21 protein-coding genes are annotated in these 24,416 nt (G+C 65.8%); 16 read left to right on the top strand and 5 right to left on the bottom strand.

All coding sequences use genetic code 11. The annotated features are described in order from the left end of the window. Window positions 1-119 precede the first annotated feature (119 nt). Together AKJ09_RS48100 and pilB are read right to left on the bottom strand one after the other, a co-directional pair. Window positions 120-1,235 (bottom strand): type IV pilus twitching motility protein PilT, encoded by a 1,116-nt coding sequence (locus tag AKJ09_RS48100; protein WP_146654592.1) that lies wholly within the window; start codon window positions 1,233-1,235, stop codon window positions 120-122. Between the two features lie 301 nt (window positions 1,236-1,536). Beyond that, window positions 1,537-3,243, bottom strand: a complete 1,707-nt coding sequence (pilB, locus tag AKJ09_RS48105) for a type IV-A pilus assembly ATPase PilB (RefSeq protein ID WP_146654593.1) — start codon at window positions 3,241-3,243, stop codon at window positions 1,537-1,539. Window positions 3,244-3,406: 163 nt separating this feature from the next. Here pilB and AKJ09_RS48110 point away from each other — a divergent pair, with 163 nt between their 5' ends. The 4 genes from AKJ09_RS48110 to AKJ09_RS48125 all read left to right on the top strand — a co-directional run bounded on the left by AKJ09_RS48110 (window position 3,407) and on the right by AKJ09_RS48125 (window position 7,769). Next, on the top strand, window positions 3,407-4,612 hold the full coding sequence (locus AKJ09_RS48110; protein ID WP_146654594.1) for an FHA domain-containing protein: 1,206 nt from the start codon (window positions 3,407-3,409) through the stop codon (window positions 4,610-4,612). A 94-nt stretch (window positions 4,613-4,706) separates the two neighbouring features. Continuing rightward, window positions 4,707-6,122: a hypothetical protein gene (locus tag AKJ09_RS48115; RefSeq protein ID WP_146654595.1), complete on the top strand. Its 1,416-nt coding sequence runs from the start codon at window positions 4,707-4,709 to the stop codon at window positions 6,120-6,122. A gap of 47 nt (window positions 6,123-6,169) precedes the next feature. Further along, window positions 6,170-6,421, top strand: a complete 252-nt coding sequence (locus AKJ09_RS48120) for a hypothetical protein (RefSeq protein WP_146654596.1) — start codon at window positions 6,170-6,172, stop codon at window positions 6,419-6,421. Between the two features lie 67 nt (window positions 6,422-6,488). Further along, a complete protein-coding gene (locus tag AKJ09_RS48125) occupies window positions 6,489-7,769 on the top strand; it encodes a Zn-dependent hydrolase (RefSeq protein WP_146654597.1) in 1,281 nt (426 codons plus the stop codon). Between the two features lie 19 nt (window positions 7,770-7,788). Here AKJ09_RS48125 and AKJ09_RS48130 read toward each other — a convergent pair whose 3' ends face one another. After that, window positions 7,789-9,150, bottom strand: a complete 1,362-nt coding sequence (locus AKJ09_RS48130) for a hypothetical protein (protein ID WP_146654598.1) — start codon at window positions 9,148-9,150, stop codon at window positions 7,789-7,791. 167 nt (window positions 9,151-9,317) lie between these two features. Here AKJ09_RS48130 and AKJ09_RS48135 point away from each other — a divergent pair, with 167 nt between their 5' ends. The 3 genes from AKJ09_RS48135 (at window position 9,318) to AKJ09_RS48145 (ending at window position 13,730) form a co-directional block, all read left to right on the top strand. Then, window positions 9,318-10,649 (top strand): serine/threonine-protein kinase, encoded by a 1,332-nt coding sequence (locus tag AKJ09_RS48135; RefSeq protein ID WP_146654599.1) that lies wholly within the window; start codon window positions 9,318-9,320, stop codon window positions 10,647-10,649. Between the two features lie 161 nt (window positions 10,650-10,810). Then, a complete protein-coding gene (gene moeB, locus AKJ09_RS48140; protein ID WP_146654600.1) occupies window positions 10,811-12,004 on the top strand; it encodes a molybdopterin-synthase adenylyltransferase MoeB in 1,194 nt (397 codons plus the stop codon). 70 nt (window positions 12,005-12,074) lie between these two features. After that, on the top strand, window positions 12,075-13,730 hold the full coding sequence (locus AKJ09_RS48145; protein WP_146654601.1) for a GAF domain-containing sensor histidine kinase: 1,656 nt from the start codon (window positions 12,075-12,077) through the stop codon (window positions 13,728-13,730). A gap of 24 nt (window positions 13,731-13,754) precedes the next feature. On the opposite strand, the gene AKJ09_RS48150 is transcribed toward AKJ09_RS48145, so the two are convergent. Then, the gene (locus AKJ09_RS48150) at window positions 13,755-15,140 is read right to left on the bottom strand and encodes a YcbK family protein (RefSeq protein ID WP_146654602.1); all 1,386 of its coding nucleotides are present in this window, start codon (window positions 15,138-15,140) and stop codon (window positions 13,755-13,757) included. 127 nt (window positions 15,141-15,267) lie between these two features. Between AKJ09_RS48150 and AKJ09_RS48155 the strand changes: the two genes are divergently transcribed. From AKJ09_RS48155 to AKJ09_RS48165, 3 genes are all read left to right on the top strand, one after another. Beyond that, entirely contained in the window at window positions 15,268-15,699 is a 432-nt protein-coding gene (locus tag AKJ09_RS48155; RefSeq protein ID WP_146654603.1) for a hypothetical protein, read from the top strand. 12 nt (window positions 15,700-15,711) lie between these two features. Beyond that, window positions 15,712-16,155, top strand: a complete 444-nt coding sequence (gene dtd, locus AKJ09_RS48160) for a D-aminoacyl-tRNA deacylase (RefSeq protein ID WP_146654604.1) — start codon at window positions 15,712-15,714, stop codon at window positions 16,153-16,155. A gap of 61 nt (window positions 16,156-16,216) precedes the next feature. Next, the gene (locus AKJ09_RS48165; protein WP_146654605.1) at window positions 16,217-16,657 is read left to right on the top strand and encodes a hypothetical protein; all 441 of its coding nucleotides are present in this window, start codon (window positions 16,217-16,219) and stop codon (window positions 16,655-16,657) included. 20 nt (window positions 16,658-16,677) lie between these two features. Here the strand turns inward: AKJ09_RS48165 and AKJ09_RS48170 are convergent, their stop codons facing one another. After that, window positions 16,678-17,850 (bottom strand): serine hydrolase domain-containing protein, encoded by a 1,173-nt coding sequence (locus AKJ09_RS48170; RefSeq protein WP_169928549.1) that lies wholly within the window; start codon window positions 17,848-17,850, stop codon window positions 16,678-16,680. 76 nt (window positions 17,851-17,926) lie between these two features. Here AKJ09_RS48170 and AKJ09_RS48175 point away from each other — a divergent pair, with 76 nt between their 5' ends. The 6 genes from AKJ09_RS48175 (at window position 17,927) to AKJ09_RS48200 (ending at window position 24,321) form a co-directional block, all read left to right on the top strand. Next, a complete protein-coding gene (locus AKJ09_RS48175; RefSeq protein ID WP_205633987.1) occupies window positions 17,927-18,682 on the top strand; it encodes a helix-turn-helix transcriptional regulator in 756 nt (251 codons plus the stop codon). A 165-nt stretch (window positions 18,683-18,847) separates the two neighbouring features. Then, a complete protein-coding gene (locus AKJ09_RS48180; protein WP_146654608.1) occupies window positions 18,848-19,927 on the top strand; it encodes a hypothetical protein in 1,080 nt (359 codons plus the stop codon). A 126-nt stretch (window positions 19,928-20,053) separates the two neighbouring features. Further along, a complete protein-coding gene (locus AKJ09_RS48185; protein ID WP_146654609.1) occupies window positions 20,054-20,575 on the top strand; it encodes an RNA polymerase sigma factor in 522 nt (173 codons plus the stop codon). Beyond that, window positions 20,572-21,321, top strand: coding sequence for a tetratricopeptide repeat protein (locus AKJ09_RS48190; protein WP_146654610.1), 750 nt, complete (start codon window positions 20,572-20,574; stop codon window positions 21,319-21,321). Before AKJ09_RS48185 ends, AKJ09_RS48190 begins: the two co-directional genes overlap by 4 nt. Further along, on the top strand, window positions 21,318-23,243 hold the full coding sequence (locus tag AKJ09_RS48195; protein ID WP_146654611.1) for a hypothetical protein: 1,926 nt from the start codon (window positions 21,318-21,320) through the stop codon (window positions 23,241-23,243). Before AKJ09_RS48190 ends, AKJ09_RS48195 begins: the two co-directional genes overlap by 4 nt. Continuing rightward, window positions 23,128-24,321, top strand: coding sequence for a hypothetical protein (locus AKJ09_RS48200; protein ID WP_146654612.1), 1,194 nt, complete (start codon window positions 23,128-23,130; stop codon window positions 24,319-24,321). Before AKJ09_RS48195 ends, AKJ09_RS48200 begins: the two co-directional genes overlap by 116 nt. Window positions 24,322-24,416: the final 95 nt, after the last annotated feature.

Genomic DNA, 24,416 nt, shown 5'->3' on the forward strand with positions numbered 1-24,416 from the left:
CCAAACGTGCGCTGCCCAGGCCCGCGCTCGTTTCGACGCCTCGAACGTTGTTGATCATCCCGCTCCTCCGTGCTCCGTGCCTTCAAGGGCCAGATCACGAACGGCGAGTTCGCGGGCAATCAGCGCCCGGGCATCGGATGCCCCGCCTTCGCGCGGGCCTCGATCATGTTCTTCAACTCTTCGACTTCGATCGACTGATTGAGCGCCTGCTCGAGCGTGATGAAGCGGCGCATGTAGAGGTTCAGGAGCGACTGGTTCAGCGTGAGCATGCCGAACTTGTCCTGGCCGACCTGCATCTGACCGTAGATCTGATGGACCTTGTTCTCGCGAATCAGGTTCCGGATGGCGGGGTTCGGCACCAGGATCTCCATGGCGAGGCAGCGGCCCGGCGCACCGGCGCGCGGCAAGAGCTGCTGGGTGATGACGCCCTGGAGAACGAACGACAGCTTGTTGCGGATCTGGTCCTGCTGGTGGGGCGGGAAGACGTCGATGATACGGTTGATCGTCGACACCGCGCTGTTCGTGTGGAGCGTGGCGAAGACCAAGTGACCGGTTTCGGCGATGGTCAGCGCGGCCTCGATGGTGTCGAGGTCGCGCATTTCGCCGACGAGCACGACGTCGGGGTCCTGGCGAAGAACGTAACGGAGCGCGCCCTTGAACGACGCGGTGTCCGAGCCGACTTCGCGCTGATTCACGACGCACATCTTGTGCGGGTGCAAGTACTCGATCGGGTCTTCGATCGTAAGGATGTGCATCCGCTGCTCGCTGTTGATCTTGTCGATGATCGACGCGAGCGTGGTGCTCTTGCCCGAACCGGTGGGTCCGGTGACGAGGACGAGGCCGTTCGGCTTGTTCGCGATGTCCGAGATGACGGTCGGCAGACCGAGCTCGTCGAACGAGAGGATCTTGAAGGGAATCGTTCGAATCGCGCCGGCGATCGTGGTGCGCTGCAGGTAGATGTTGGCGCGGAAACGCGAGAGGTTCTTCACGCCGAACGAGAGGTCGAGCTCGCTGTCCTTTTCGAACGAGATCTTCTGCTCCTCGGTCATGATCGAGTAGCAGAGCTGCTTCGTGTCGACCGGGGTGAGCGGCGGCAGCTTGAGCGGAATGACCTCGCCGTCGATGCGCAGGAGCGGCGGCGCGCCTGCCGTGATGTGCATGTCGCTCGCGCCCTTCTCGACCATCGCCTTGAGGAGCTGGTGGAGATTGACCTTGAGTTCGCCAGCCTGGGTCATGCCTTGATTCCTTCTCGATTCCTTCGACTCAGTCGGCGCATATCAGCCAGCGCGTTAGTCGCAATGCCCTTCGGATAGGCAGAATTTTCACAGGAAGGTAGGAAGAACGGAAGGATTTAAAAATCGCCCGGCGTAAGCGCCAAACTGCGCTTGCTAGGGAATTGAATGCCCCGATGACGACGCCGTGTCGACTTGCCCTCTCCGCCAAAAAGACTTCCGACCTTCCGACCTTCCTGTGAAAAATCTCGGGTCGAATCCATCGGTGTTTGATGGATGTCTGTTTATCCGAACGGCATAGGCGTCAGTCTGCCATCGTGACGCGGAGGATTTCCTCCGTCGTCGTGACTCCGTCGAGCACCTTGCCGATGCCCGACATTCGGAGAGTCATCATGCCTTGCTTGATCGCGGCGGCCTTGAGCTCCGCAGTCGACGAGCCCTGGAGAACGAGCTCCTTGAGCGTGTCGTTGAAGCGCATGACTTCGTAGAGAGCCACGCGGCCTTTGTAGCCCGTGCCGTTGCACGTGCGGCAGCCGAAGCCTTTCACGAGACGACCCGGCGCGGCTTGGATCTGCGCCGGCGTGAAGCCGACCTCCTGCAGCGCCGCGGGGTCGATCTGGATCTGCTGCCGGCAGTCGCCACACACCTTACGCGCGAGACGCTGGGCGAGAACGAGGTTGACCGACGCCGTGATGAGGAACGGCTCGACACCCATGTTGAGGAGACGCGAGATCGTTGCCGGAGCGTCGTTCGTGTGGAGCGTCGAGAGAACCATGTGGCCGGTGAGCGCGGCCTTGACCGCGATTTCCGCGGTCTCGAAGTCACGGATCTCGCCGACCATGATGATGTCGGGGTCCTGACGGAGGAACGAGCGGAGCGCCGCGGCGAAGTTCAGGCCGATCGAGTCCTGCATCTGCACCTGGTTGATGCCGTGCAGGTTGTATTCGACCGGGTCTTCGGCGGTGCTGATGTTCGTGTCGGGCTGATTGAGCTCGCTGAGCGCCGAGTAGAGCGTCGTCGTCTTTCCCGAACCCGTGGGCCCCGTGACGAGCACCATGCCCCAGGGCTGGTTGATGGCCCACTTGAAGTCCTCGAGGGGCTTCACGTCGAAGCCGAGCTTCGTCATGTCGAGCTGGAGGTTGCCCTTGTCGAGGAGGCGCATGACGATCTTCTCGCCCCACAGGGTCGGAAGAATGCTCACGCGGAAGTCCATCTCGCGGCCCTTGCCGAGCTTCAGCTTGATACGACCGTCTTGCGGGAGCCGGCGCTCGGCGATGTCGAGCGAGCTCATGATCTTCAGACGGCTGACGATCGCGTTCTTCAACTTGAGGGGCGGCGTCATCTCTTCGACGAGCACGCCGTCGACGCGGTAACGCACGCGGAGCCGCTTTTCGTAGGGCTCGATGTGAATGTCGCTCGCGCCCTTCTTGATGGCGTTGAGCAGGATCATGTTCACGAGACGAACGACGGGAGCGTCTTCGCTGGCGCGCTCGAGCTCGAGGGCGTTGAGATCTTCTTCGTCGCCGGTGAACTCGATCTCCGACTCGTCGAAGCCGGCCATGACCTCCTCGTACGAGGGGCCGACCGAGTAATAACGCTCGACGGCGGCGAGGATGGCCGCCTCGCTCGCGATGACCGGCTCGATGTTGTAGCCGGTGAGGAACTTCAGGTCGTCGATGGCGTGGAGGTTCGTCGGGTCGGCCATCGCCACGATGAGCGAGCTACCCGCGCGCGAGACCGGGATGACCCGGTGCTTCTCGCACTGGTCCTTCGACACCAGCTTCAGGATCTCGGCGTCGATCTCGTACTCTTCGAGATTGATCGTCGGGACGCGGTACTGCTGAGACAGGAAGTTGGTGATTTCCTGGTCACTGATGAAGCCGAGCTTCGCCAGCGTGTAACCCAGGTTCTGCCCGGAGCGATTCTGCTCGTCCTGCGCCTGCCGCAGCTGCGTGAGCGAGATCAGCTTCTCTCGAACGAGCAGCTCACCGAGCCTGTTCTGGTTCGCCATGTTTGGGGACAAAGCGTCGATGATGCGACGGGATACGTCAATGGGCTCGCAGCACCGACGTGCGTGGTGACGTTCACGCCGGCCTTTCGAGAGGGTGACGCCGTCCGTCCGATCGCAGGGGCACCAGGAGTTGCAGCGTTGTGGCAGACTGTGGGTCCGCCGAATGCCGACCTTCTTCGACCGCTTCTTCGGAAAAGGACGCGCCGCGACGGCCGCTCAGGCCGCCGAGCTGCGAGGGGACCTCGCCAAGGCAGCTGAGCTCTACGGCGAGGCCGACCTGCCGGAGGAAGCCGCGCGGGTCATCCTCCTCCGCGGCGACAGCGAGACCGATCCGCGGGCGCGCCTCCAGTTCTTCGCCCAAGCCCGCCAGTTCGCACCGGCCGACTCGGACATCCACAACGAAGCCCGAAGAAAGCGGGCAGAGCTCCTGCTCGCGCTTGCCGGCGACGCGACCGTGAGCGCTGTGGCTCGCCACGACGTGCTCGAGGCCGCGAAGGACCTCGAAGCGGTCGGCGAGCCGCTCAGGGCCGCCGAAGCCTATGCGCGCGCCGGCGACAAGGAGGGCGAAGCGCGGGCGCTCCAGGCGGCGGGCGACGTCGAGCGCCTCGAGTTCCTCTTGTCGACCGAGCAGCACAAGGAGCGCATCTCCCGCGCACGTGACGACCGCACGAAAGACGTCGACCTGCTCATCGCGTGCGGCCGACGGCGCGAAGCGCTCGGTGCGCTCGACGAGCTCCTGCGCGAGATCCACAAGACGTCGAACGGAGACTTCGGCGTGCGTGTCGACGAGACGTCGCTCCGAGAGCGCGCCAACGGACTGCGCGCCCGCAAGATCGAGGCGCCCATCGTGGAGGTCGAGATCGGCGAGAGCCACGTCCGGCTCGTGCTCGGACGCGAGATCGTGATCGGCCGGAGCGAGGGCACCATCCGCGTCAGCTCCAACGCCATCAGCCGCCAGCACCTCCGGATCTTCCGCGAGGGCGACGCCGTCGTGGTACGCGATCTCGAGAGCCGGAACGGCACGCAGCTCCGGGGCGTGAACCTCGCGGGCACCTTTCCCATCCACGAGGGCCTCGAGTTGAAGCTCGGACGCGAAGTCCCTCTACGAATCACGCCGAGCGAGGCGCTGCCGGGTGCCATCGAGATCGAGGTCGCCGGTCAGCGGTATCTCGCCACGCTCGGCCCGACGAACCTGCCCGCCTTCGGATTCGAGCTGGTTGCCGGTCCTGACGGTTGGGTGGAGCTGCTCGCGCGGCACCCGGCGTTCCAGGGCGACGTCGAACTCGTGGGACAGACGACACTTCTCGCGGGTGACGCCATCGCCACGACGCGGGGTGGTGCACCGGCGATCCGGTTCGTGAGCACCTGAGCGCGCCTTCCGAGCCGCAAATCACGCGCTATTTTCGATCCCGAGACAAAGAAATGACGGGTCTATTTTCGGCCGCGAACTACTGTGTGGGCCCATGTCGGTCTCGCGCAGGCTTGGTCAAGCTTCTCTCGCTATCGTCACGCTTCTCGGAGCGGCCGTAGGCGCCTGCGCGTCGTCGGGTTCGGGGGAAGGAACCGAGTCCCCGTCGCCGAGCTCGTCGACCACGACGCCGCCGACCACGACGAACAAGACCGACGATCCGATCCCCGATCAGCCCGACAAGGCGATCACGAAGGACGGCCAGCTCCTCTTCGCGGACGGCGCGCCGATCGTCGGCCTCGACTACGCGTCGGGCGATACGAAGGGCACGACCGACGCGACCGGCAAGTTCACGTACGAAGACGGCAACACGATCAAGTTCAGCCTCGGCGACATGATCTTCGGAGAGCCGAAGGGCGCCGCGATTCTCACGCCGTACCAGCTGGCGGCCTCGGTCACGTGCGACGACACCGATCCGGTCAAAGTGCTCGTCGGTCTCCTCGAAACCCTCGACCAGGACAACAACGCGGCGAACGGCATCACGCTGCCGAAGGTCACGGCGGGCGGCACGGCCAAGGCGCTCATCCAGGCAACGGCCGAGGAGATCAACGCGTTCGTCGCGGCAAACGCGCCCGGCAAGACGCTCCCCGCCGCCGCCGACGGCCTCAAGGCGTTCATCACCGTCTTCGACGCGGAGGCCTACACGGCCGGCGGTGCGTTGGAAAAATTCGCGATCACCACCGCTCCCGTTCGCTCCCAGGGCGTCGCGACGGACGGGACGAACGTCTACTTCTCAGGCAACTACGGCTTCGACATCACCGACCCGGTCACCCTTGCGAGCAAGAAGTCGAACGCGCTCGCGATCCCCGGCGAGCTGATGCTCGCGGGCAGTGATCACATCGGCGACATCGACGTCTGGAACGGTACGATCTACGCGCCCATCGAAGACAGCAACGGTTACAAGCACCCCAAGATCGTTCTCTACGATGCGGCCTCGCTCCAGGCCGGAACTCAGTACGACATCCCGACGACGTTGCAGAGCGAAGGCGTTCCGTGGGTCGCCGTCGACGGTCCGCGCGGGTTCGCATACATGGCTGAGTGGACCACCACGCCGGTCATCCACGTCTTCGACCTCGCGACGATGACGTTCAAGCACGACATCGCGCTCTCGAAGACGCTCGGGCGCATCCAGGGTGGGAAGGTCTACAAGGGGCTCCTCTACTTCTCGATGGACGACGCGAACAAGACCGTCGGCAAGATCCATCTCGCCACCGGCATGGTGATGGACCTCTTCACCATCAACATCTCGACGATCGAGCTCGAAGGCCTCGTGCTCTATCCGCGCGCGGCGGACGGCTCGATGCTCCACACCCTCGACATCGACCGCAGCGGCGGCAAGCTCCAAGCGAACCCCGAGTACCGCCACTTCAAGGCCACGAAAGAGCCGCTCCGCTGGAAGGCGTGCCCCTGAGGCGACGTGGATCGATCGCTTCCGTGCGCTGAGGCGCTGGCGATCCAGTGCCCGGCGCACGCGCGGGAAATAGGCCGCGCGCACTCGCGAAGAAGGGCATGCAGAAGACGGCGAAGTGGCTCGGCCGCGGAAGCCTCGCCGGCGTCGGCGCGCTCTTCGTCTACACGCTCGCTACGAAGAAAAGCCTGCGTGAGGTGATGGAGACGCTCGTTCCCGAGGAATGCGTCTCCACGTACGACTTCCTCACGCGCTCGCCGAACGCGTCGTCGCCAGTGACGCAAGCAACGCAATCGAAGTAGCTCGGAAGCATCGCGTCACGCGTCCTTCACGCTCGCGCCGCACGGAAGGCACGCGTACGATGGGTGCATGAGCTCGCCCAGCACGTCGACGGATCACGCCGCAGATCGCGCCGCAACTCACTTGGCCATCAACGGAGATCGCCTGTGGACCTCGTTGATGGAACTTGCACGTATCGGCGGTACGCCGAAAGGCGGGGTGTGCCGTTTGGCGCTGACCGATCTGGATCGTCAGGGCCGTGATCTGGTCGTGTCGTGGGCCAAGAAGGCCGGCATGACCGTCACGATCGACAAGATCGGAAACGTGTTCATGCGCCGCGCGGGCAAGAACCCGAACCTCCCACCGATCGCCTGCGGAAGCCACATCGACACGCAGCCCACCGGCGGCAAGTTCGACGGCAACTATGGCGTGCTCGCTGGCCTCGAGGTCGTTCGGACGCTCAACGACCACGGCATCGAGACCGACGCGCCGATCGAGGTGATCTTCTGGACGAACGAAGAGGGCTCGCGCTTCGTCCCCGTCATGATGGGCTCGGGCGTGTTCGCCGGCGCGTTCAGCCTCGAGTCGGTCTACGCCGCGAAGGACGTCGAGGGAAAGACCGTCAAAGAGGAGCTCGAACGCATCGGCTACGTGGGTGACGAAGAGCCGGGGAAGCATCCGCTCGGCGCGTACTTCGAGGCTCACATCGAGCAAGGCCCGGTGCTCGAAGATGCGAACGTGACCATCGGCGTCGTGACCGGTGTGCTCGGATTGCGCTGGTACGACTGCGTGGTCAACGGCATGGAAGCCCACGCGGGCCCCACGCCCATGGCCCTCCGCAAAGACGCCTTGCAGGTGGCCGCGCGCATCATGCAGGAGACGGTGGCGATCGCGCTCCGCTATCCGCCTTACGGGCGCGGCACCGTCGGCTTCGTGCAGAACTTCCCGAACAGCCGCAACGTCATCCCCGGGCGTGTGTCCTTCTCGATCGATCTTCGCAACGTCGACAGCGAGCGCCTCGACAAGATGGACGCCGAAATCCGCGCATTCATCGCGAAGACCGCCGAGGAATCGGGCCTGTCGATCTCGCTCGAGCAGGTCTCGTACTTCCCGCCCTGCCCCTTCGAGAAGGGCTGCGTCGACGCCGTCGAGAGCGGCGCGAAGAAGCTCGGCTACTCGTACATGAACGCGGTGTCGGGCGCCGGGCACGACGCGGTGTACATGGCTCGCCTCGCGCCGGCCGGCATGATTTTCGTGCCGTGCAAAGACGGCATCAGCCACAACGAGATCGAAGACGCGAAGCCGGAGCACCTCGAGGCCGGCTGCAACGTGCTCTTGCACGCGATGCTCGACCGCGCCCGCGCGCGCTGAGGGCGCCTTCGAATCGACGTCAGGGAATCGAAACTCCGACCACGTCGAGTGCGCCGGAGTTTTCCTGCGTCCAGTAGACGGCCTTGTGGCCCGGCGTCGACATTCCGCCGAGGAAGGTCCTCACGGCCGCCTTCGTCGTCACGTCGTGCCAGCTCGAGGCCCACTTCGTGCCGTCCCACGCCACGGTTTTGACCGTGCGCGCGGCGCCGACGTCGATCGCGTACAGCGAGAACGTGCTGCCCTCGCCGACGAGCACGAGGCCTCCTCCGACGAGTGGCGTCATCGCCGGAATCGTTCCACCGGGCTGCCACGTCGTGCCCGTGAACCTGGCGTGCTCGAAACCGACCGATGCCGCGTAGCGCACGGCGTGCATCTCCGTGTCGCTCACGCGGAACACCGACCAGTCGTTGTAGTTCTGCGTCGCATCGACCGCGAAGACCGCGCCCCCGGTCCAGGAACCCGACGCATACACCCCGAACGCGAGGTTCGGAGGGTCAGGCTCCGCCTCTGCGTTCTCAGCGACCCAGAGAAGGCCGCCCGAGGTGAGAGGAACGAGCGTCTGCGCATTGATCCAACTCTTCGGGAAATAGAACTCGTCTTGGATGGGAGCTTGCGACGAGAAGCTGGTTCCGGATTCGGAGCCGAAACGCCAAACGGCCCCGTTGAACGTGCCCCCATCGGAGACGAGATCGAGCGCATCGACGACGATGTTGCCGCCCGCGGTGAGGATGGTCGTCGCCGGACCGCCGACGGTGGTTTTCGGTGCGCCGATGCTGCTCACTGTACGAGGGGCGTCGAAGGCGATGACGTCGCTCGGCAGTGTGGCCCGCGCATGCACGTGCGTTGCGCCGGAGCCGTCGAAACACGCGATCGCGGCATGCACGACAGCCGCGTTCGGCATCGCGGCGATGCCGACGTTTCGACCGTCGCTGCCGTGCGCGACGGGCATCGCCAAGGTGTGCGCCGACGACCAGCTCTTGAAGTCCTTCGACGAGAACGCGGCAAAGTCCTTCGTCCCGGACAGCGTGAAGAACCAATACGTGTCGTTCGGCTTCACGAAGACGAGGTGCTGCTGCTGCGCGTTGCCTGACGGCGCGGCGATACCAGCGCCCGAAACGATGACGACAGGGTCGGGATAGCCGGACGATCCACCCTCACCGTCCGCATCCGAAGCGTCGTTCCCTCCACCGCCGTCATCGAACGGTCCGCCATCGCTCGATGGCGAGCCATCTCCACCACCGGCGTCGGGTCCCGCGGAGGCGTCGGCTCCCGTGAGGCCGGGCGACACGTCGCCGCCTGACAGGCCACTCGTATCGACCAGGGCGGAACAACCAGCCGCGGCCGCTGCGAGCAGCGCGAAAACCGATAGACGATTTTGCATCGAAGCTTCAAACGCGAGCGTATCAGAAGGAACGCCCCGTTCGCGCATGTCGACCGATCGTTCGACGCGTTGTCGAGAAACCGTCCACGCGGGCTAGACTGCCTTTTCCACGGCCGCGCTTCCATAAGTAGAATTCACCAGCAATCTCGGCGGCTACGGCGGCGGCGATGGGAGCTCGCCACGCCGCCTTCGAGTCGTGCCACATTGGGGAGCGCGTCATGGGGTTCTGGTCGTTCTTGAAAGGCAAGCCGGAGAGCCCGGAGAGCGCGCGCCCGGCGACCACGACGACGACGGCGACCATCAAGCCCGTCATCGCGAAGCCGGCCCCGGCCGCGCAAGCGCCGGTCGACCCCCTCGGAACCGGCCTGCCGCCGGACATCGCCCGCCTCACACGCGCAGGGCTCGCCGGCGGCCCCACGAGCGACGAAGCCATTGCGCTGCTCGCCGAACTGCGAAGGACGCCCGACGAAGCACGTGCCGTCGAGGAGCTCGCGCGCACGTCGCAGATTCGTCCCCTGCCCGAGCCGCTGCTGCTCGCGCTCGGATCGGCGATGGTCGATCGCGGAGAGCCGGAGGCCGCCACACGCGTGCTGGCCAATGCAGGCTCGTCCGCCGCGCTCGTCCTTCGCGCCGATCTCGCCGAGCAAAAGGGCGACGTCGCCACGGCGCTCGCGCTCATCGAACGCGTACTCTTGCGCGATCTCGATCACTACGGAGCCCGTGAGCGGCATCGACGCTTTCGCACGGCGCTCGGCTTCGAGGTCGAACAGAAAGCGACGACGAGCGGCGTCACCGTCGTCACGCGCGAGCCCGATGCGCCGTTCGACTTGCTCCGTGAGGTCGGTCGCGGCGGCGCCGGTGCGGTCTACGAAGCCGTCGACCGCGAGCTCGGTCGTCACGTGGCGCTCAAGGTCTATCACCAGCCGGAGCGCGATCGCGCGCAGCTCGCTCACGAGGCGAGGGTCGCCGTCGCACTCGAAGGCCCCGGCGTGGTTCGCGTGTTCGACGTCGATCCCGATCACGGCTGGCTCGCGCTCGAGTGGGCCTCGCTCGGCACGCTCCGCGAGCACATTCACCGGAAAGATCTGACGAAGCTCCTGCCCATCGAACGCTGGGCGCTTCCCCTCGCCTCGGCGCTCGCGCGCGTCCACGCCGCCGGCTGGGTCCATCATGACGTGAAGCCGGCCAACGTGCTCGTCGCACGGGGCGGCGCTCCGATCCTCACGGACTTCGGAACCGCGAAGAAGATCGGCGAGCCGAGTCCTCCGGGCAGCCTCGGCTACGTGTCACCGGAGCGCATGGCAGGCCGGGCGAGCGAGCCGCGTGACGACGTCTACGGCTTCGGTCGCGTGCTCGAAGACGTGCTTCACGTCGTGACCGACGAATCGATCGCACGACGCTTCCGCTCGTTCGCGAGCGCATGCACGGGCCCTGATTCCGGTCGTCCCATGGACGGCCGCGCGCTCGTCACCCGTCTTCGCGTCGAGTTCCCTGGCTGAGGTTCGGCATCGCCGCGAATTCGCGTCGTTCGGCGCTCGAGCGAGCACGAGCGTGACCCCATGTGGGCATTCGGAGCATCCGATCTTCGGATGTTTCTTCGGTTCGGTCGCGCCTGCCGATGGCGGGTCGGCGAACGATCCGTTATAACGGACACACTGCCATGCCGCCCACCACGTACACCGATCTGATCGCGAGTGTTCGCCGTGAAACCCGTGAAGTTTCGCTGGATGAGCTCAAGCGCCGGCTCCTCGCCAAGGAGCCCTATCTGCTGCTCGACGTCCGCGAGAAGGAGGAGTACCGCGCCGGTTTCATCCCGGGCGCGATCTCGATTCCGCGCGGGTTCTTGGAGATTCAGGTCGAGGGACGCATCCCCGACAAGAACACCAAGATCGTCGCCTACTGCGCCGGCGGAACGCGCTCGGCGCTCGCTGCCAAGACGCTCGCCGAGCTCGGCTACACGAACGTCGAGACGGCCAACCCCGGCTTCGTTCGCTGGAAGGACCTCGGCTATCCGATGGATACGCCGCCCCAGCTGACCGAGTCGCAGCGCGATCGCTACTCGCGTCACCTTCTCCTCCCCGAGGTCGGTGAGGCCGGTCAGGCGAAGCTCCTCAAGAGCAAGGTGCTCCTCATCGGCGCCGGTGGTCTCGGTTCGCCCGCGGGCCTCTACCTCGCCGCGGCCGGCGTTGGCACGCTCGGTCTCGTCGACGCAGACACGGTCGACGCTTCGAACCTGCAGCGCCAGATCCTCCACGCGACGAGCCGCATCGGCATGTCGAAGGTGGAGAGCGCCGAGAAGGTGATCTCGGACCTCAATCCGGACGTGAAGGTCGTCGGCTACAAGGAGCGCGTCAACAGCTCGAACGTCGATCGGATCTTCGGCGAGTACGACGTCATCATCGACGGCACCGACAACTTCCCGACGCGCTACCTCGTCAACGACGCGAGCGTGTTCCTCGGAAAGCCGGTCGTCCATGGCTCCATCTTCCGCTTCGACGGTCAGCTGACCACGTTCGTCCCGACCAGCGCCGCGAAGAAGCTCGGGATCGAGCCTGGTCCTTGCTATCGCTGCCTCTATCCGGAGCCGCCCCCTCCGCACCTCGCTCCGAGCTGCCAGGAAGCTGGCGTTCTCGGCATTCTGCCCGGCGTCGTCGGCCTCCTCCAGGCGACGGAAGCCATCAAGCTTCTGCTCGGTCAGGGACAGCCGCTCGTCGGCCGCCTTCTCACGTACGACAGCCTCGGCATGAAGTTCCGCGAGCTCAAGCTGCGTCGCGATCCGAACTGCCCGGCGTGTGGTCCGACCCCGACCATCACGAGCTACATCGATTACGAAGGCTTCTGCGCGATCGGCTGATCGCCCGAGCTCTCGAATCGAGAGACCGAGAGAACCAGCGAGCGGGTCACGCCATGGTTAGCTTTCGCACATGGCGGAGCCGCCCTCCCGCAACGACGGTCGCGCGCTCGAGCGCGAGAACTCGTCACTGCTGACCATCGGCGTTCCGCTCGCGGTTCTCACGGTCGACCTGCAAGGAGTCATCGCCTCGGCGAGCGCCGTCCTCGGTGGCAGCGAAGGTCGCGCGCTCCGTCCAGGCTACAACTTCGCGTCCTGTCCCGGCACGCTGCTCTGGCTCTCGAACGTCGTTCGACGCGTCCTGTCGAACGTCACCAACAGCGGTGGAGCGGAAGGCATGGTGGACGGCGTCCGCTGCACGGCGCTGGTTCACGCGCTCGCTGACGAAACGGGCGCACCGGCCGGCGCGGTCGTCGTCCTGACTCCGCGCCAGACCACCGAGAAAGACATCGAGTCCGTCGCGCGTTACGCCGCGCACGTTCAATGGCTGGCGAGCGCGTCCCTCGCGTTCGCCGAAGCCGGCGTCGACTATCGCGCGATCATGGAAACAGTCGTACGGCGCATGGCCGATCTGATCGGCGACGCGTGCGCGATTCGCGTCGTCTCGCCCGACGGCGAATGGCTGGAGCCGGTCGCCGTCTACCATCGCGATCCGGTGCGCCTGAACGTCCTGCAGGAGGCCTTCGAGACGGTTCAACGCGTCAGGGAAGGAATCACCGCCGAGGTCTTTCGCACGCGGCGCACGTTGATGATTCCCGTGGTGACCGAAGAGGTGCTCCGTCGCATGAGGCCCGTCGCGTACCTGCGTTACCTCGAAGACGTCGGCAGCATCCTCGTCGTTCCGCTGCGCGTCGACAACCGTGTCGTCGGCGTGGCGACGCTCCTTCGCGACAGGCCGTGCAGCCCCTACGACGTCGAAGATCAGGCGCTGCTCGAGAACCTGGCGGAACGTGCCGCGTTGGCGCTCGAGATCGGACGCCTCTATCGCGAAGCCACGGACGCCATCCACGCGCGCGACGACTTTCTGTTCATCGCGGGGCACGAGCTGCGTACGCCGCTGACGAGCGCGAAGCTGCAGACGGCATTGCTCCGCCGCCTGGCAACGCCCCTTCCACAGAACGACGAGCTCATGCGAGGGCTCGATCAGCTCGAACGCCAGCATCGTCGCCTCGGGCGCCTCGTCGACGAGCTCCTCGACGCGTCGCGCATCCGCGACGGCTTCATCCATCTCGAGCGCGAGACCTTCGATATGGTCGAGCTGGTCCGCGATGCCTCCGAGTCGCACGCGAGGCCGATCGCGCGCTCGGGTTCGAAGCTCATCGTCGACGCGGATGAGCCCGTCGTCGGCGCCTGGGATCGCGAGCGCGTCGAGCAGGTGGTCACCAACCTCCTCCTCAACGCAGTGAAGTTCGGAAACGGCCGGCCCATCGAAATGAGCGTCGAGCGCGAAGGAGAACTCGCGCACGTGGTCGTTCGAGACCACGGCAGCGGCATCGCGCCCGAGGACCAGACTCGAATTTTCGACCGCTTCGAACGCGCCGTTCCCGACGGGAATTACGGCGGCCTCGGGATCGGCCTGTATGTCGCCCAGCAGATCGCCATCGCCCACGGCGGTTCGATTCGCGTCGACAGCGAGCCAGGTGACGGAGCCAAGTTCACCCTGGAGCTGCCGCTTCGGTCGTCGACTGACGGCGCCTCGAAAGAGACGCGCGCCAGCGACGGAAAGTGAAGGTCCGGACCTGCGGCTCGCAGACTATTGCGGGAGGCTCGGATGCTCGTCGACGCTCTCGGGCGCGGCTTCGCGATCGAGTCCTTTGACGGGCTCTTTGGCCGACGCATTCTCGATCGCCTCGGACCTGCCCTTGCTCGGCGGTGCCGGCGGCGGCCACGACGATACGTAGCGTGGGCTCTCGCCCGGTCCGCTCGCGTCGATCCACGTCACGTGCCCCGCCCCCGCGTCACGTACGTCGACGTGCACGAACGAGCTGTTCGGATAGTAACCACACCCCGTGTCGGTCAGCGTCTTGCAGAAGGCGACGACGTCTTCGTTCTTCACGCCCTCGAGGCGGAAGTCGATGGCGCGTCCCGTCGAGTGCATGCTGCCGATCGAGGTCGGACGGTAGCCGGAGATGATCGACATCTTCGGCGGGCCGTCGTGCTTGGAGAAGTGATCGATGATCGCCTGCAGGCGCGAAGGCAGGCGCTCGTCGGCGCGACGGATGCCCTGCGCGAGCTCCGGCCCCTTCTTCTTCGCCAGCTCGGCGGCCGAAACGACGGGGCGAGCGGCGCTGCCCGGCCGAATGAGAACCGATAGGTGCTCGATCGCGAGGGGCGCGACCGAGCCATCGCATTTGGTCAGCTCGAATTTCTCGATTTCGGGCCCGCGAATGACTTCCACGGGCTCCTTCGAGCAGGGCCGGACGTCCGAAACGGTTTGAAGCTTGGCCTTCGCCTCGCTCTTCCCCTCCGCAGATCCATGGCCCTTCGAGTCTTCACGGCGGCCACGAATCCGCGCGACGAGATCGGCGAAGTCCTCGTCGCGCTCGGTTAGGCCATCGTCCGGTTCGGACTTCTTCGGACGGCTCGCCTTGTGGCCGCCCTTCTCGCCGCCGCTCTTGCTGGCGGAAGCCTTGCTGGCGTTGGGGTCGGGCAGGCGCGGGAGCTCGCCGTTCTTGGCGTGCTTGTCGGCCTTCTCGAGCTTTTCGGCCTTTTCGACCTTCTCGCTCTTCTCGGCCTTGTCGGCCTTTTCGATCTTGGTCGTCTTCGTGGTCAACGAAGCCGGGATGAGCGTGTCGCTCGCCTTGGGCTCCTTGTGACCGGCGCCACCGACCTGCACGTTGTGCGCGTGGTGGAGCGTGGGCTTGTCCTTCGACGTGTGGTGAACGCGCGCGATGGCGGCGTTGTCATTCTTCTCACACTTGTCGGACTTCTCGGCCTTCTCGGCCTTCTCGTTCTTGGCGACCTTCTCGGTCTTCTCGGTCTTCTCGGTCTTTTCGACCTTCGCGGTCTTCTCGGCCTTCTTGTGGCTCGCGACCTTGGTGACAACGGGCTTACCGTGCGTGGACTTCTCGGCAGCCATCGCGGTCAGCGGCGCCATGGCGATCGCGAGAGCAACGATCGAAGAAACGACGGGCTTCATCAGTCCTCCTCATCCGGGATGGGTCCCGGCGCGTGGGGGACAAAGTCCTACATCCTGCGACCTCTGCCAACTAAACGACGTTTCTTTTTTCGACAGCCGCGGTATCCCCGAGTTCCTCGCGGTTTCCATGACGTCGACGACCCCTCTCTCGGTTTCGGAGTTCGAACAGCGTTTCCGCCGCCTCGTCGCCGAGCACGCGCAGAGCACCGGCAACGTCGGTTGCCTCGCTTGCGAAGGTTGCGAGCGATGCAGCGACTCCACGTTCCTCCGCGACTGCAGGAACGTCGTGCGCTCGCACTACTGCAACGACTGCAACGACTGCGCAGAGTGCTCGCACTGCGAGGGCTGCACGGGCTGCGTGTCCTGCTCGCACTGCGAGCATTGCGAACGCTGCACGCAGAGCGCCTATCTCATCCGTTGCGTGGCCATGAGCGGCTGCACGTACTGCTTCGGATGCGTGGGGCTCTCAAAGAAGGACTTCCATATCCTCAACGAGCCGTACGAGCGCCAGGCTTACTTCGCGAAGGTGGAAGAGCTCCGCCGGGCACTGCGGATCTGAGGCCCCAAACGCATGCGAGCGGTCGTTCAGCGCGTTTCGTGGGCGAAGGTCGAAGTCGACGGCGAGGTCACCGGCGCCATCGAGCGCGGATTGCTCGTGTACCTCGGCGCAGGCAAGGGTGACGGAGCCGAGGAGCGCGCCTACGTGCTCTCCAAGATCCTCGGTCTTCGCATCTTCGAGAACGACGAAGGCAAGATGGACAAGAGTGTGGTCGACGTCGGCGGCTCGCTCCTCGTCGTAAGCCAGTTCACCCTCTACGGCGACGTTCGCAAGGGCCGCCGCCCGAGCTTCGACGGCGCCATGCCTCCGGAAGAGGCCGAGCGCGCCTACGACGCGTTCGTGGCCGAAGCCCGAGCATCCGGCATCCGCACCGAGACCGGCCGTTTCCGTGCAGACATGAAAGTGTCGAGCCTCAACGACGGCCCGGTCACGATCTGGATCGATACGGCCAAGTGAAGGACGCCTCGAGCGCAGGAAGCGCTTGGTGGCGTCCCCTGCCCTGCGCCATGATGGGCGCGTGAGCGAGGGGAACACAGAGCCCGTCGAAGCTGAAGCAGGCACCGAGGAGGCAGGCGCGGCTGGCGCGACCGCTCCCGAGCCTGCGAGAACTCCCGCCGTCGATGCCGGCGACATCGACGCTCTTTTCACCTCGCTCTGGAACCGCTGCCTCGAAGCGTGGGACGACGACAAGCCTCACCAGGCGCTCCTCGACCACGCCTTGCGCAACGAGATGCTCCCCCAGCTCGCGGGCCGCTACCGCTCACTCAAAGACGACCCCGAGAAGGGCGCACGCGCTCAGAAGAAGATCGACGGCATCGTCGTCGCCGCCACCCAGATGCTGTTCGCCACGAAGACGCCCGCCGTCACGAAGACGCCGTGGCAATGGACGGCCTCTTTCGCCGTGGCCTGCCTCTTCGTCCTCGCCTGGTTGACGTACAAGATCTTCCTGCACCGGTGATCGAGGCTGCGCCCGGCTTGCTAGCGGCAGTCCCGGACGGCACGTAGCGCAGGTCGAACGAGCTCCGCGGCGCCGTCACCGAGCTTCTGCGCCTCCATGCCGACGGTCACGATGCCGAGATCGAGCGCGGGGCAGTGGAGCGAGAGAATCCCCCAGAACCCCTCGTGGTAGAAGCACGTGGTGCCTTCGATCTCCTTGGTGAAGATCCCGAGGGCGCCAGGCTCGCTCGCAGCCGTACGTGTCAGCATGGTCGTGAGCGTCTCCGGCTTCGAGAACACCCGGCCGCCGAAGAGTGCGCGGAAGAAGGCTTCGACGTCGTGCACGGTCGAGACGAGGCCGCCGCCTCCCCACAGATCCGAGGAGGCGTCGATGGTGGTCAGCGGCACACCGCCATAGGTTTGAGGTGCGCGTGGCTGCGCGTCGGCCGGGGCGGGCTCGAGCGTCTCGAGCCAGGTATGCGTGAGTCCCAGGGCTTCGAAGCGATCGAGCTCACGGAGCGCAGCGGCCAGGCCCTTGCCGGTGATCGTCTCGATGATCGCTCCGAGGAGAACGTAACCCGTATCGGAATACTCGAAGACCTCACCCGGTTTGCCGACCGGTTTTCCATGGGTCATGGCGAAGCGCACCTGCTCCTCGCGCGTCCAGACGTGCGTGGGCTCCGAGAACACGGCCTCGACATAAGCGTCGGTCTGGGCGTAGTCGTAGAGTCCGCTCGTATGGGCAAGCAGCTGGTGGACGGTGATGGCGTCCGGATCGTAGCCGCCGTCCTTCAAAATCGACGGGTACGGCGCAGGCAGGAGGCCGCCGATCGGAGCATCGAGCCCGAGGCGACCGTCCTCGACCAAGCGAAGCACGGCCGCAGCCACGAACGTCTTCGTGACACTCGCGATGCGGAACGGCGCATCGGACGAGAGCGCCCTCCCGGTCGCGCGGTCCGTACCGATGGCACTTCGAAAGTCGAGGCCGATCGTCGGGGCGTGCACCGCAAAGAGCCACCCGGGGTTTTCGCGATTGTCGCGTTGGGCGCTCTCGAGCGCGGAGCGGAGAACCGGCTCGACGGTGGCGGCCGAACACGTCGAGGCGTCACCCCCTCCCTCCGACGCGTCTGGGCTCGGAGCCGACGGGCCCGCTTCGCCGACGGGATCGTGCGCGGCGTCGCTGGTGCATGCGTTGGCGGCAAAGACATTGCTCATGAGAACCACTCCAAGGAAAGCCATGCGGGCTTGGTTACGCATGAAGCCGGTGTAGCCCCTCGAACCTGACGACCGCTTGAACGGACTTCGGGAGAACGTCTTCATGTTGCAGTTCGACGGATCGGGGGGAAGCTCGTGGATGCGGACGGAGTCTGTGGAAACGGCGCCCCATGCGCAATGGGGGGTCGCTGTCCTCGTTGCCCTCGATGGCGTGGTTCGCGTGGAGGGCCGCGAGGGAACGGCCGAGGGCCCCGTGGTCGTCGTGCCCGCCGATCTCGAGCACGTGTCGAGCGCGCGGGGGCCGGTGGTGAGCGTCCTCTTGGACGCCGACCTCCATCGTGATGCCGCCGTCACCGTACGACGTGTCAAACCATTTCGCGTGGCCGAGCCATCGCTGGTCACCGCGGCGCAATCGACGGCGAAGGGTTCCGTGCTGAGTTTGCCTGGCGCGGCGAGCGTGATGGCTTCGCGAATTCTCCCACTCGGCAACGGCACGACCCATGCGGTTCGCGATGCGCGACTGGCCGCGTTGGTGCGGGCGCCGGAGAAGGCGGAGACCGTGTCGCTTCGCTCGCTGGCCTCTCGTCTCGATCTGTCGCCGGGGCACGCATCGACGCTGTTCCACGCGCACGTCGGTATTTCGTTTCGGCGGTGGCAGCTCTGGCGTCGCTTGATGCGCGCGATTCCGTACCTGCGCCCTGGCGGCCTCGCTCACGCCGCGCAGGAGGCGGGCTTCGCCGACCAGGCGCATCTCTCGCGCACGTGCGCTCGCCTTCTGGGCTACACGCCGCGAACGCTCGCCGCACTCGGCAGCATCGTTCGCGCCCGCTGAGTCGCTCCTTGTCGAAAGGCAGAGCCAAACAACGGCTGTGCTCACACGAGTCTGCGTCACGAAGGGTTGGCGATCGAGAGCGGCTACGTTAGCGTCCGCAAAGACAGCGTGCGTGTTCGCCGAACAGCGTCCAGCATCGGACGCGGTGCTCGACAGCTGCCCCGCGTGGCGCGCCGCCTCGCGACGGCGACGATTTTCTTTTCGCTCTTGCTGCCGATCCGTCGCGCGAAGGCGGACGACGCGCACGAGCCCATTGCCATCGTGTACACGGCACCGGCATTCTGCGCGACGCAACAGACGCTCCTTGCTCACGTGCTCGCACGCACCTCGAACGCGCGCAGCGCGACGGCAGGTGAAGCGGCGCGCGAATTTCGCGTCCACATCGAACAGCGAGACGGCACCCTCAATGGCACGCTCCTCGTCCCAGGGGAGAGCAACGGCACGCCCATGCAGCACCGTGAGGTGACGAGCTCCAATTGCGCGGACCTCGTCGAAGCACTCGGCTTCTTCATCGCCCTTGCCATCGATGCTCGAGCAAGCGCGCCGGCGCCCAGGCCCGCCCCCTCGCTTGCTCCGCCTCCTCCGCCTCCTCCACCTGCTCCTCTGCCTCCCACTCCAGCGTCGCTTGCGCCCGGTGCCGAGCCGCGCCCAACGCCTCCGCCCACTCGAGTGATGGAGGCTGCGCAGGCCGTCGTGACGCGCGCGCGGGCGCAGCGGTCGAGCTTGGTGCTCGGGGTCGGTGCTGGAGGCGTGCTCGCGACGGGAATCGCTCCGCACGCTGCGATCGGCAGCCGCTTGAGTGCGCACGCAGCGCTGGAAGCATCGGACGCGTCGCTCTTTGCGCCCGCGCTCTCCATCTCTGCCGTGACGACGACCACAGTCACCGACAAGACGGTTCTCGGTGGACTCGCCCTACGTTGGAGCGCGCTCGAAGGCGTCTTTTGCCCGATCGCCATCGTCTCGCGCTTCGCCGTGCTACGGCCCTGCGCGCTCTTCGAGTGGGGCGTGCTTCGCGGAGACGGCGCGGGCATCCCCAATGCCCAACGAAACGATGCGCCTTGGCTCGCGGTGGGTACCCTAGGACGCGCGGAGCTCCCGCTGGGATACGGTCTGCATCTGGACGTCGAAGCGGGCGTTGCGGCCCCGCTCGTCCGCCAGCGCTTCGACTTCACCTCGGGAGCGACCGCCTTCTCGACGCCGGCCCTCGGCGCACGGGCTGCCCTCGCGCTCGCCGCCCGATTTTGAGTTTTTTGGACCGTGAGTGATCACGGGCGCAGACACGTGGTGATTGCCCGGAGTGTGACGGCGACGCTACAAAAAACGGACTTGCCTGCAGCACCGGCAACTCCGTATCCGAGGCTCGCCCGGGTAATGACACTGGCATCCCTCTTCGAGGAGTACGCCAGCTTCGTTGCGCGCGCTCTGCGTCGCCTCGGTATCCCCGAGAGCGACGTCGAGGACGCGCTGCAAGAAGTCTTCATGATCGCGCAGTCGAAGCTCGACGCGATCGAACCCGGCAAAGAGAAGTCGTACCTGTACGGCATCGCGCGGCGACGCGCGTCTGCGCTGAGACGCTCGCTGCGGCGCGCCCTCGTGCGGGTCGAACGCGCCCACGAAGAGCACGAGGCGTGCACGGCTCCCCTCGATAGCCCCGAACAGACCGAGCTCCGCCACGCACGCGCGGCTCTCGACGAGATCCTCGACGCGATGCCGCTCGCGCTGCGCACGGTCCTGGTGCTCCACGAACTCGAAGAAATGGAAATGTCCGAGATTGCCGAGATGGAGGGGATCCCGGCGGGAACCGTGGCCTCGCGCCTACGGCGCGCCCGCGCGCGATTCGAAGTCGAAGCCGAACGCGTGCGCGCACGACTCGAAGCGGAGGAGAAGCGATGAAGCGCTATCGCCGCGATCCGAACGTCGGGTCCCATCTCCACACGCTCGTCGAATCCGCAAAGCTCGACGAGCTCGACGACGAGAAGCGTCGCCGGGTCGCCGAACGACTTGGCCTCCTGACCGCGGCCGGCCCCGTGTCCACGGTAGTCGCGAAGAGGGACTCGACACGCGGGACACTCGGGTCCTTCGCGAAAGCGGGGCTCGTCGTGGTCGGCCTCGGCGTGAGCACGCTCTCGTTCACTCGCACGTATCAGGAAACGCTTTCCGCCCCTCCTGCTCCGGCAGACACGGTGACCGAGTCGCCCCCCAGCGCGCCGCGCATACGAGTCGGAGACACTCCGCCTCCCGTCGACGTCGTTCCTTCCGTCGACGTTACGTCGCTCCCAACGGTGCACCCGCCCCCGAACCGACATCCGGCACGGCACATCGAGCCGGCATCGACCGCGCCGAAGGCCCCCGCCGAGGAGCTCCGTCTCGAGATCGTGCAGCTCGACGACGTACGCCGTGCAGCCTCGGCGAACCAGCCACGCGAGGCGCTCCGCCTTCTCGACGTGTACGCGCAACGGTTTCCGACCGGCAAGCTCCGTGAGGAGGCCCTCGTTCTACGGATCGAAGCGCTGCACGCAAGCGGTGATCAGTCGAGTGCCGAGATCCTCGCCAAACGTCTTTTCACGAACTCGCCGGACACGCCGTATGCAGCGCGCGTTCGCGCGGCCGTCGGAAGTACCTCACGGGAGGAACCATGAGCCGGAACTTCGGGAAAACGTCGACGGTAGGCGCGTCGGCCTTCATCATTGCGGCGGTCGCCATCGCGTGTGCGAACTCGACCAATGCCTACACGATCGGTGACGAGGCGTCGTCAGCAGATTCCGGCCCCTCCTTCGCCGACGACGAGGACGGCTCGCAGGCCAGACAAGATTTCGACGGCGGACCAGGCATCTTCAACGACGGGGCGCCGCCCGTCGACGGCTCCAGCTGTCAGCCCGACGCCGGTGGCCCCGGGCCGGTCAGTCGCCTCTGCCTGCCGCCAACCGACAACGAGTGCGACGGCCTGCACGACTTGCCCACGTATCCCTCGAACGGAAGGGGCGGCAACGGATTCGACGACGACTGTGACGGCCTCGTCGACGAAGGCTGCGCATGCGACGCGGCGGGTACGACGAAGACGTGTTACATGGTCCCCGCGAGCCAGACGTTCGGCGGAGTACCGGTCGGTTGGTGCGCACAGAACTCGAAGGGAACGGTCGACTGCGTCAAGCCGAACAGCGAGTTCGGTGGCCACTGGAGCGGCCAGTGCCGTGGCGCGCAGCCTCCGTTCGCCGACGACGTCTGCGCGAACGGCGACTTCGACTGCGATGGCAAGGAACAGAACTCCAAGGCAACGGACTGCTCGTGCAAGGGAACGCCGGTGCAATGCCCGACCGACCCGCTCGAGACGGCGCCGTTCCCCTCCGTCACCTCGCTTCCACTCGCCGTCGATGCGTCGAAGTGGTTCCTCAAGCCCGGAGACGTATCGAACGCGACGAACTGGAAGTGGACCCTGCGCGGAGGCGATTGCGACAACATCCTCCCGCATCCGACGTTCGCGCTGTTCGCCAATGCCACCGCGACCGGCGCGGGCGTCGGCGTGCAAGACGACACGCTCGGACCGAGCTCCAAGGAGCACGGGCTCGTCGCCTCCTCGCCAGCCGTGACGAACAGCGTCTATCCGGCCTTCTCACTGAGCGGCGACTACCTCGTGCAGGGCGAGTTCGATCTCAATGGCCAGCACTACGCGTGCCAGCAGAAGATCGCCGTCCGCGCCCCCGGCATTCGCGCCGAAGCCTGCTGGGACACCGAGGGACAAGGTGTCGATCTCGATCTCCACTTGGCCCAACTCACGTGGGGCAACACGTGTGAAAACCGCGGCTGGAGCGGAGTGTGCCCAGGACAGGATTGCTATTACTCGAACTGCAAAGGTGCAGATTCTCCGAAATGGTATTCGGCGAATCCCGACAATTCGGTGTGCCAGGGTTGGGGCTCCAAGGCCACCAGCACGTGCAACAATCCACGCCTCGACCGCGATCTCATCACGTGTTCGGTCTCTCAGAAGGATCCCAACGCGTCCGACTTCTGCGGTCCCGAAAACATCAACGTCGACGCGCCGGCCAACGGCTCGAAGTACGCCGTCGCGGTGAAGTACTTCTCCGGTTCACTGGCATCGCGAACGCACGTGAATGTCTACTGCAACGGCGAGCGTGTGCTGTCGACCGGCTTCAACCCTGTGACGGGCAACGACTTCCCGAAGCTCGTGACCTCCGGCTCGAACACGGGCGGAGACATGTGGAAGGTGGCGATGATCTCCGCGTCGGTCACCTCCGGGGCCTCGGGTGTGAGGTCAACCCGGTGCCTTCGGAGCGCCCTCACCCGAACACCGACGGCTCGAACGCGTATTGCGTCGACAACGCCACAAGTGACAGCTCGGATTCGGTTCGCTTCTTTACCGAGGGTGGGGCCGTGCCGCTCGACGCTGAAGCCCTCTGCTTTCACTGAAACGACACCAGGAGAACGCAATGTCTTCCGCAAAGTCCTTTGCATACGCCCTCGGCATCGGAGTCGTTGGAGCATGCACGGTCATCGGCTGCAGCGCGTCGAGCGACTCTCCGCTCGGATGGGACGACGCGGATGACGCCGGCCACTCGTCCGCCATCCTGCCCGAAACGGGAACGACCAAGGAAACAACGCCCGACAGTACCCCCTACCCGAAGGCGGATGCGCAGAGCGATGCGAGCGCCGACGTCGTCGATGCCTCCGATGCGGTTGCGGACGCCGATGCGAGCGACGGCGACTACGGCGACGTCGATGGGAAGCCGACCGATCCGGGAACGCTGCCGCCCGCGGGCACCGCGTGCACGACCAACGATGCCATCCAGCAGCAACCCTGCGGTCTGTGTGGAACGCAAACGCGCCTCTGCGCACCGAGCGACACCGATCCCAATGCTCTCGTCTGGCAAGCTTGGGGCTACTGCCAGCGAGAGGTCGTGGGCGGGTGCGAGCCCGGAACCGCGACGACGGAAAGCTGCGGGCTCTGCGGGACTCGCAAGAAGGTATGTCAGAACGACTGCCGCTACGCCGTGGGGGCGTGCAAGAACGAACCCGTCAACGCGTGTTCGCCGGGAACGATCGACTACCAGGCCGGCCTGTCGTGCTCCGAAGGTGGCCGCGCCCGCGTGTGCTCCGCCAGCTGCACCTTCGGCAGCTTCGGTGAATGCTACGTGCCGGGCGAGCCTACGCTCATCCTGTCGGAGACGCAGGGCGGCAAGGTCAGCAACGAATTCACTCTCCCCGCGACGGAGACGGCCCCGCGCCTCTCGGGAAGCTGCCCCTCTGGCAGCACCTCCAACTCGAACGTCTCGTATCAGTACGTCACGCTCGTGAATCCGACCTCGAGCACGATCGTGGCGTCGGTTTGGACCGGTCAGTCGTCGCATACCGGCGCGGGCTACATCGACACGGTCCTCGCCGCGTACAACACCGCGACGAAGCCCACCACCGACGCCGCGCGCCAGGCCTGCAGCGCGGGCGTCAACGACACATGCAGCGACACCAGCGATCCGACCGCGTGCGACTCGAGCTGGGCAGGACTCTTCGGCAGCAGCCGCGTGACGATTGGGCCGAACGCGAAGGCGCTCGTCTACGTCGCGGCCTACTATGGCGACAAGTACGGCGACTACAAGCTCACGGCGCGAACCGACAACCTCCAGTGAGCACGCCTGGCGGCGACGAGCTCCGGCCCTTGGTCGGCCCCCTCGTCGCCCGCTCGTTTTAGCGAGGGCGCCGCGGGTTCGAACCGTGGCCCCGT

This window comes from Labilithrix luteola (assembly GCF_001263205.1).
Lineage (GTDB): Bacteria > Myxococcota_A > Polyangia > Polyangiales > Polyangiaceae > Labilithrix > Labilithrix luteola.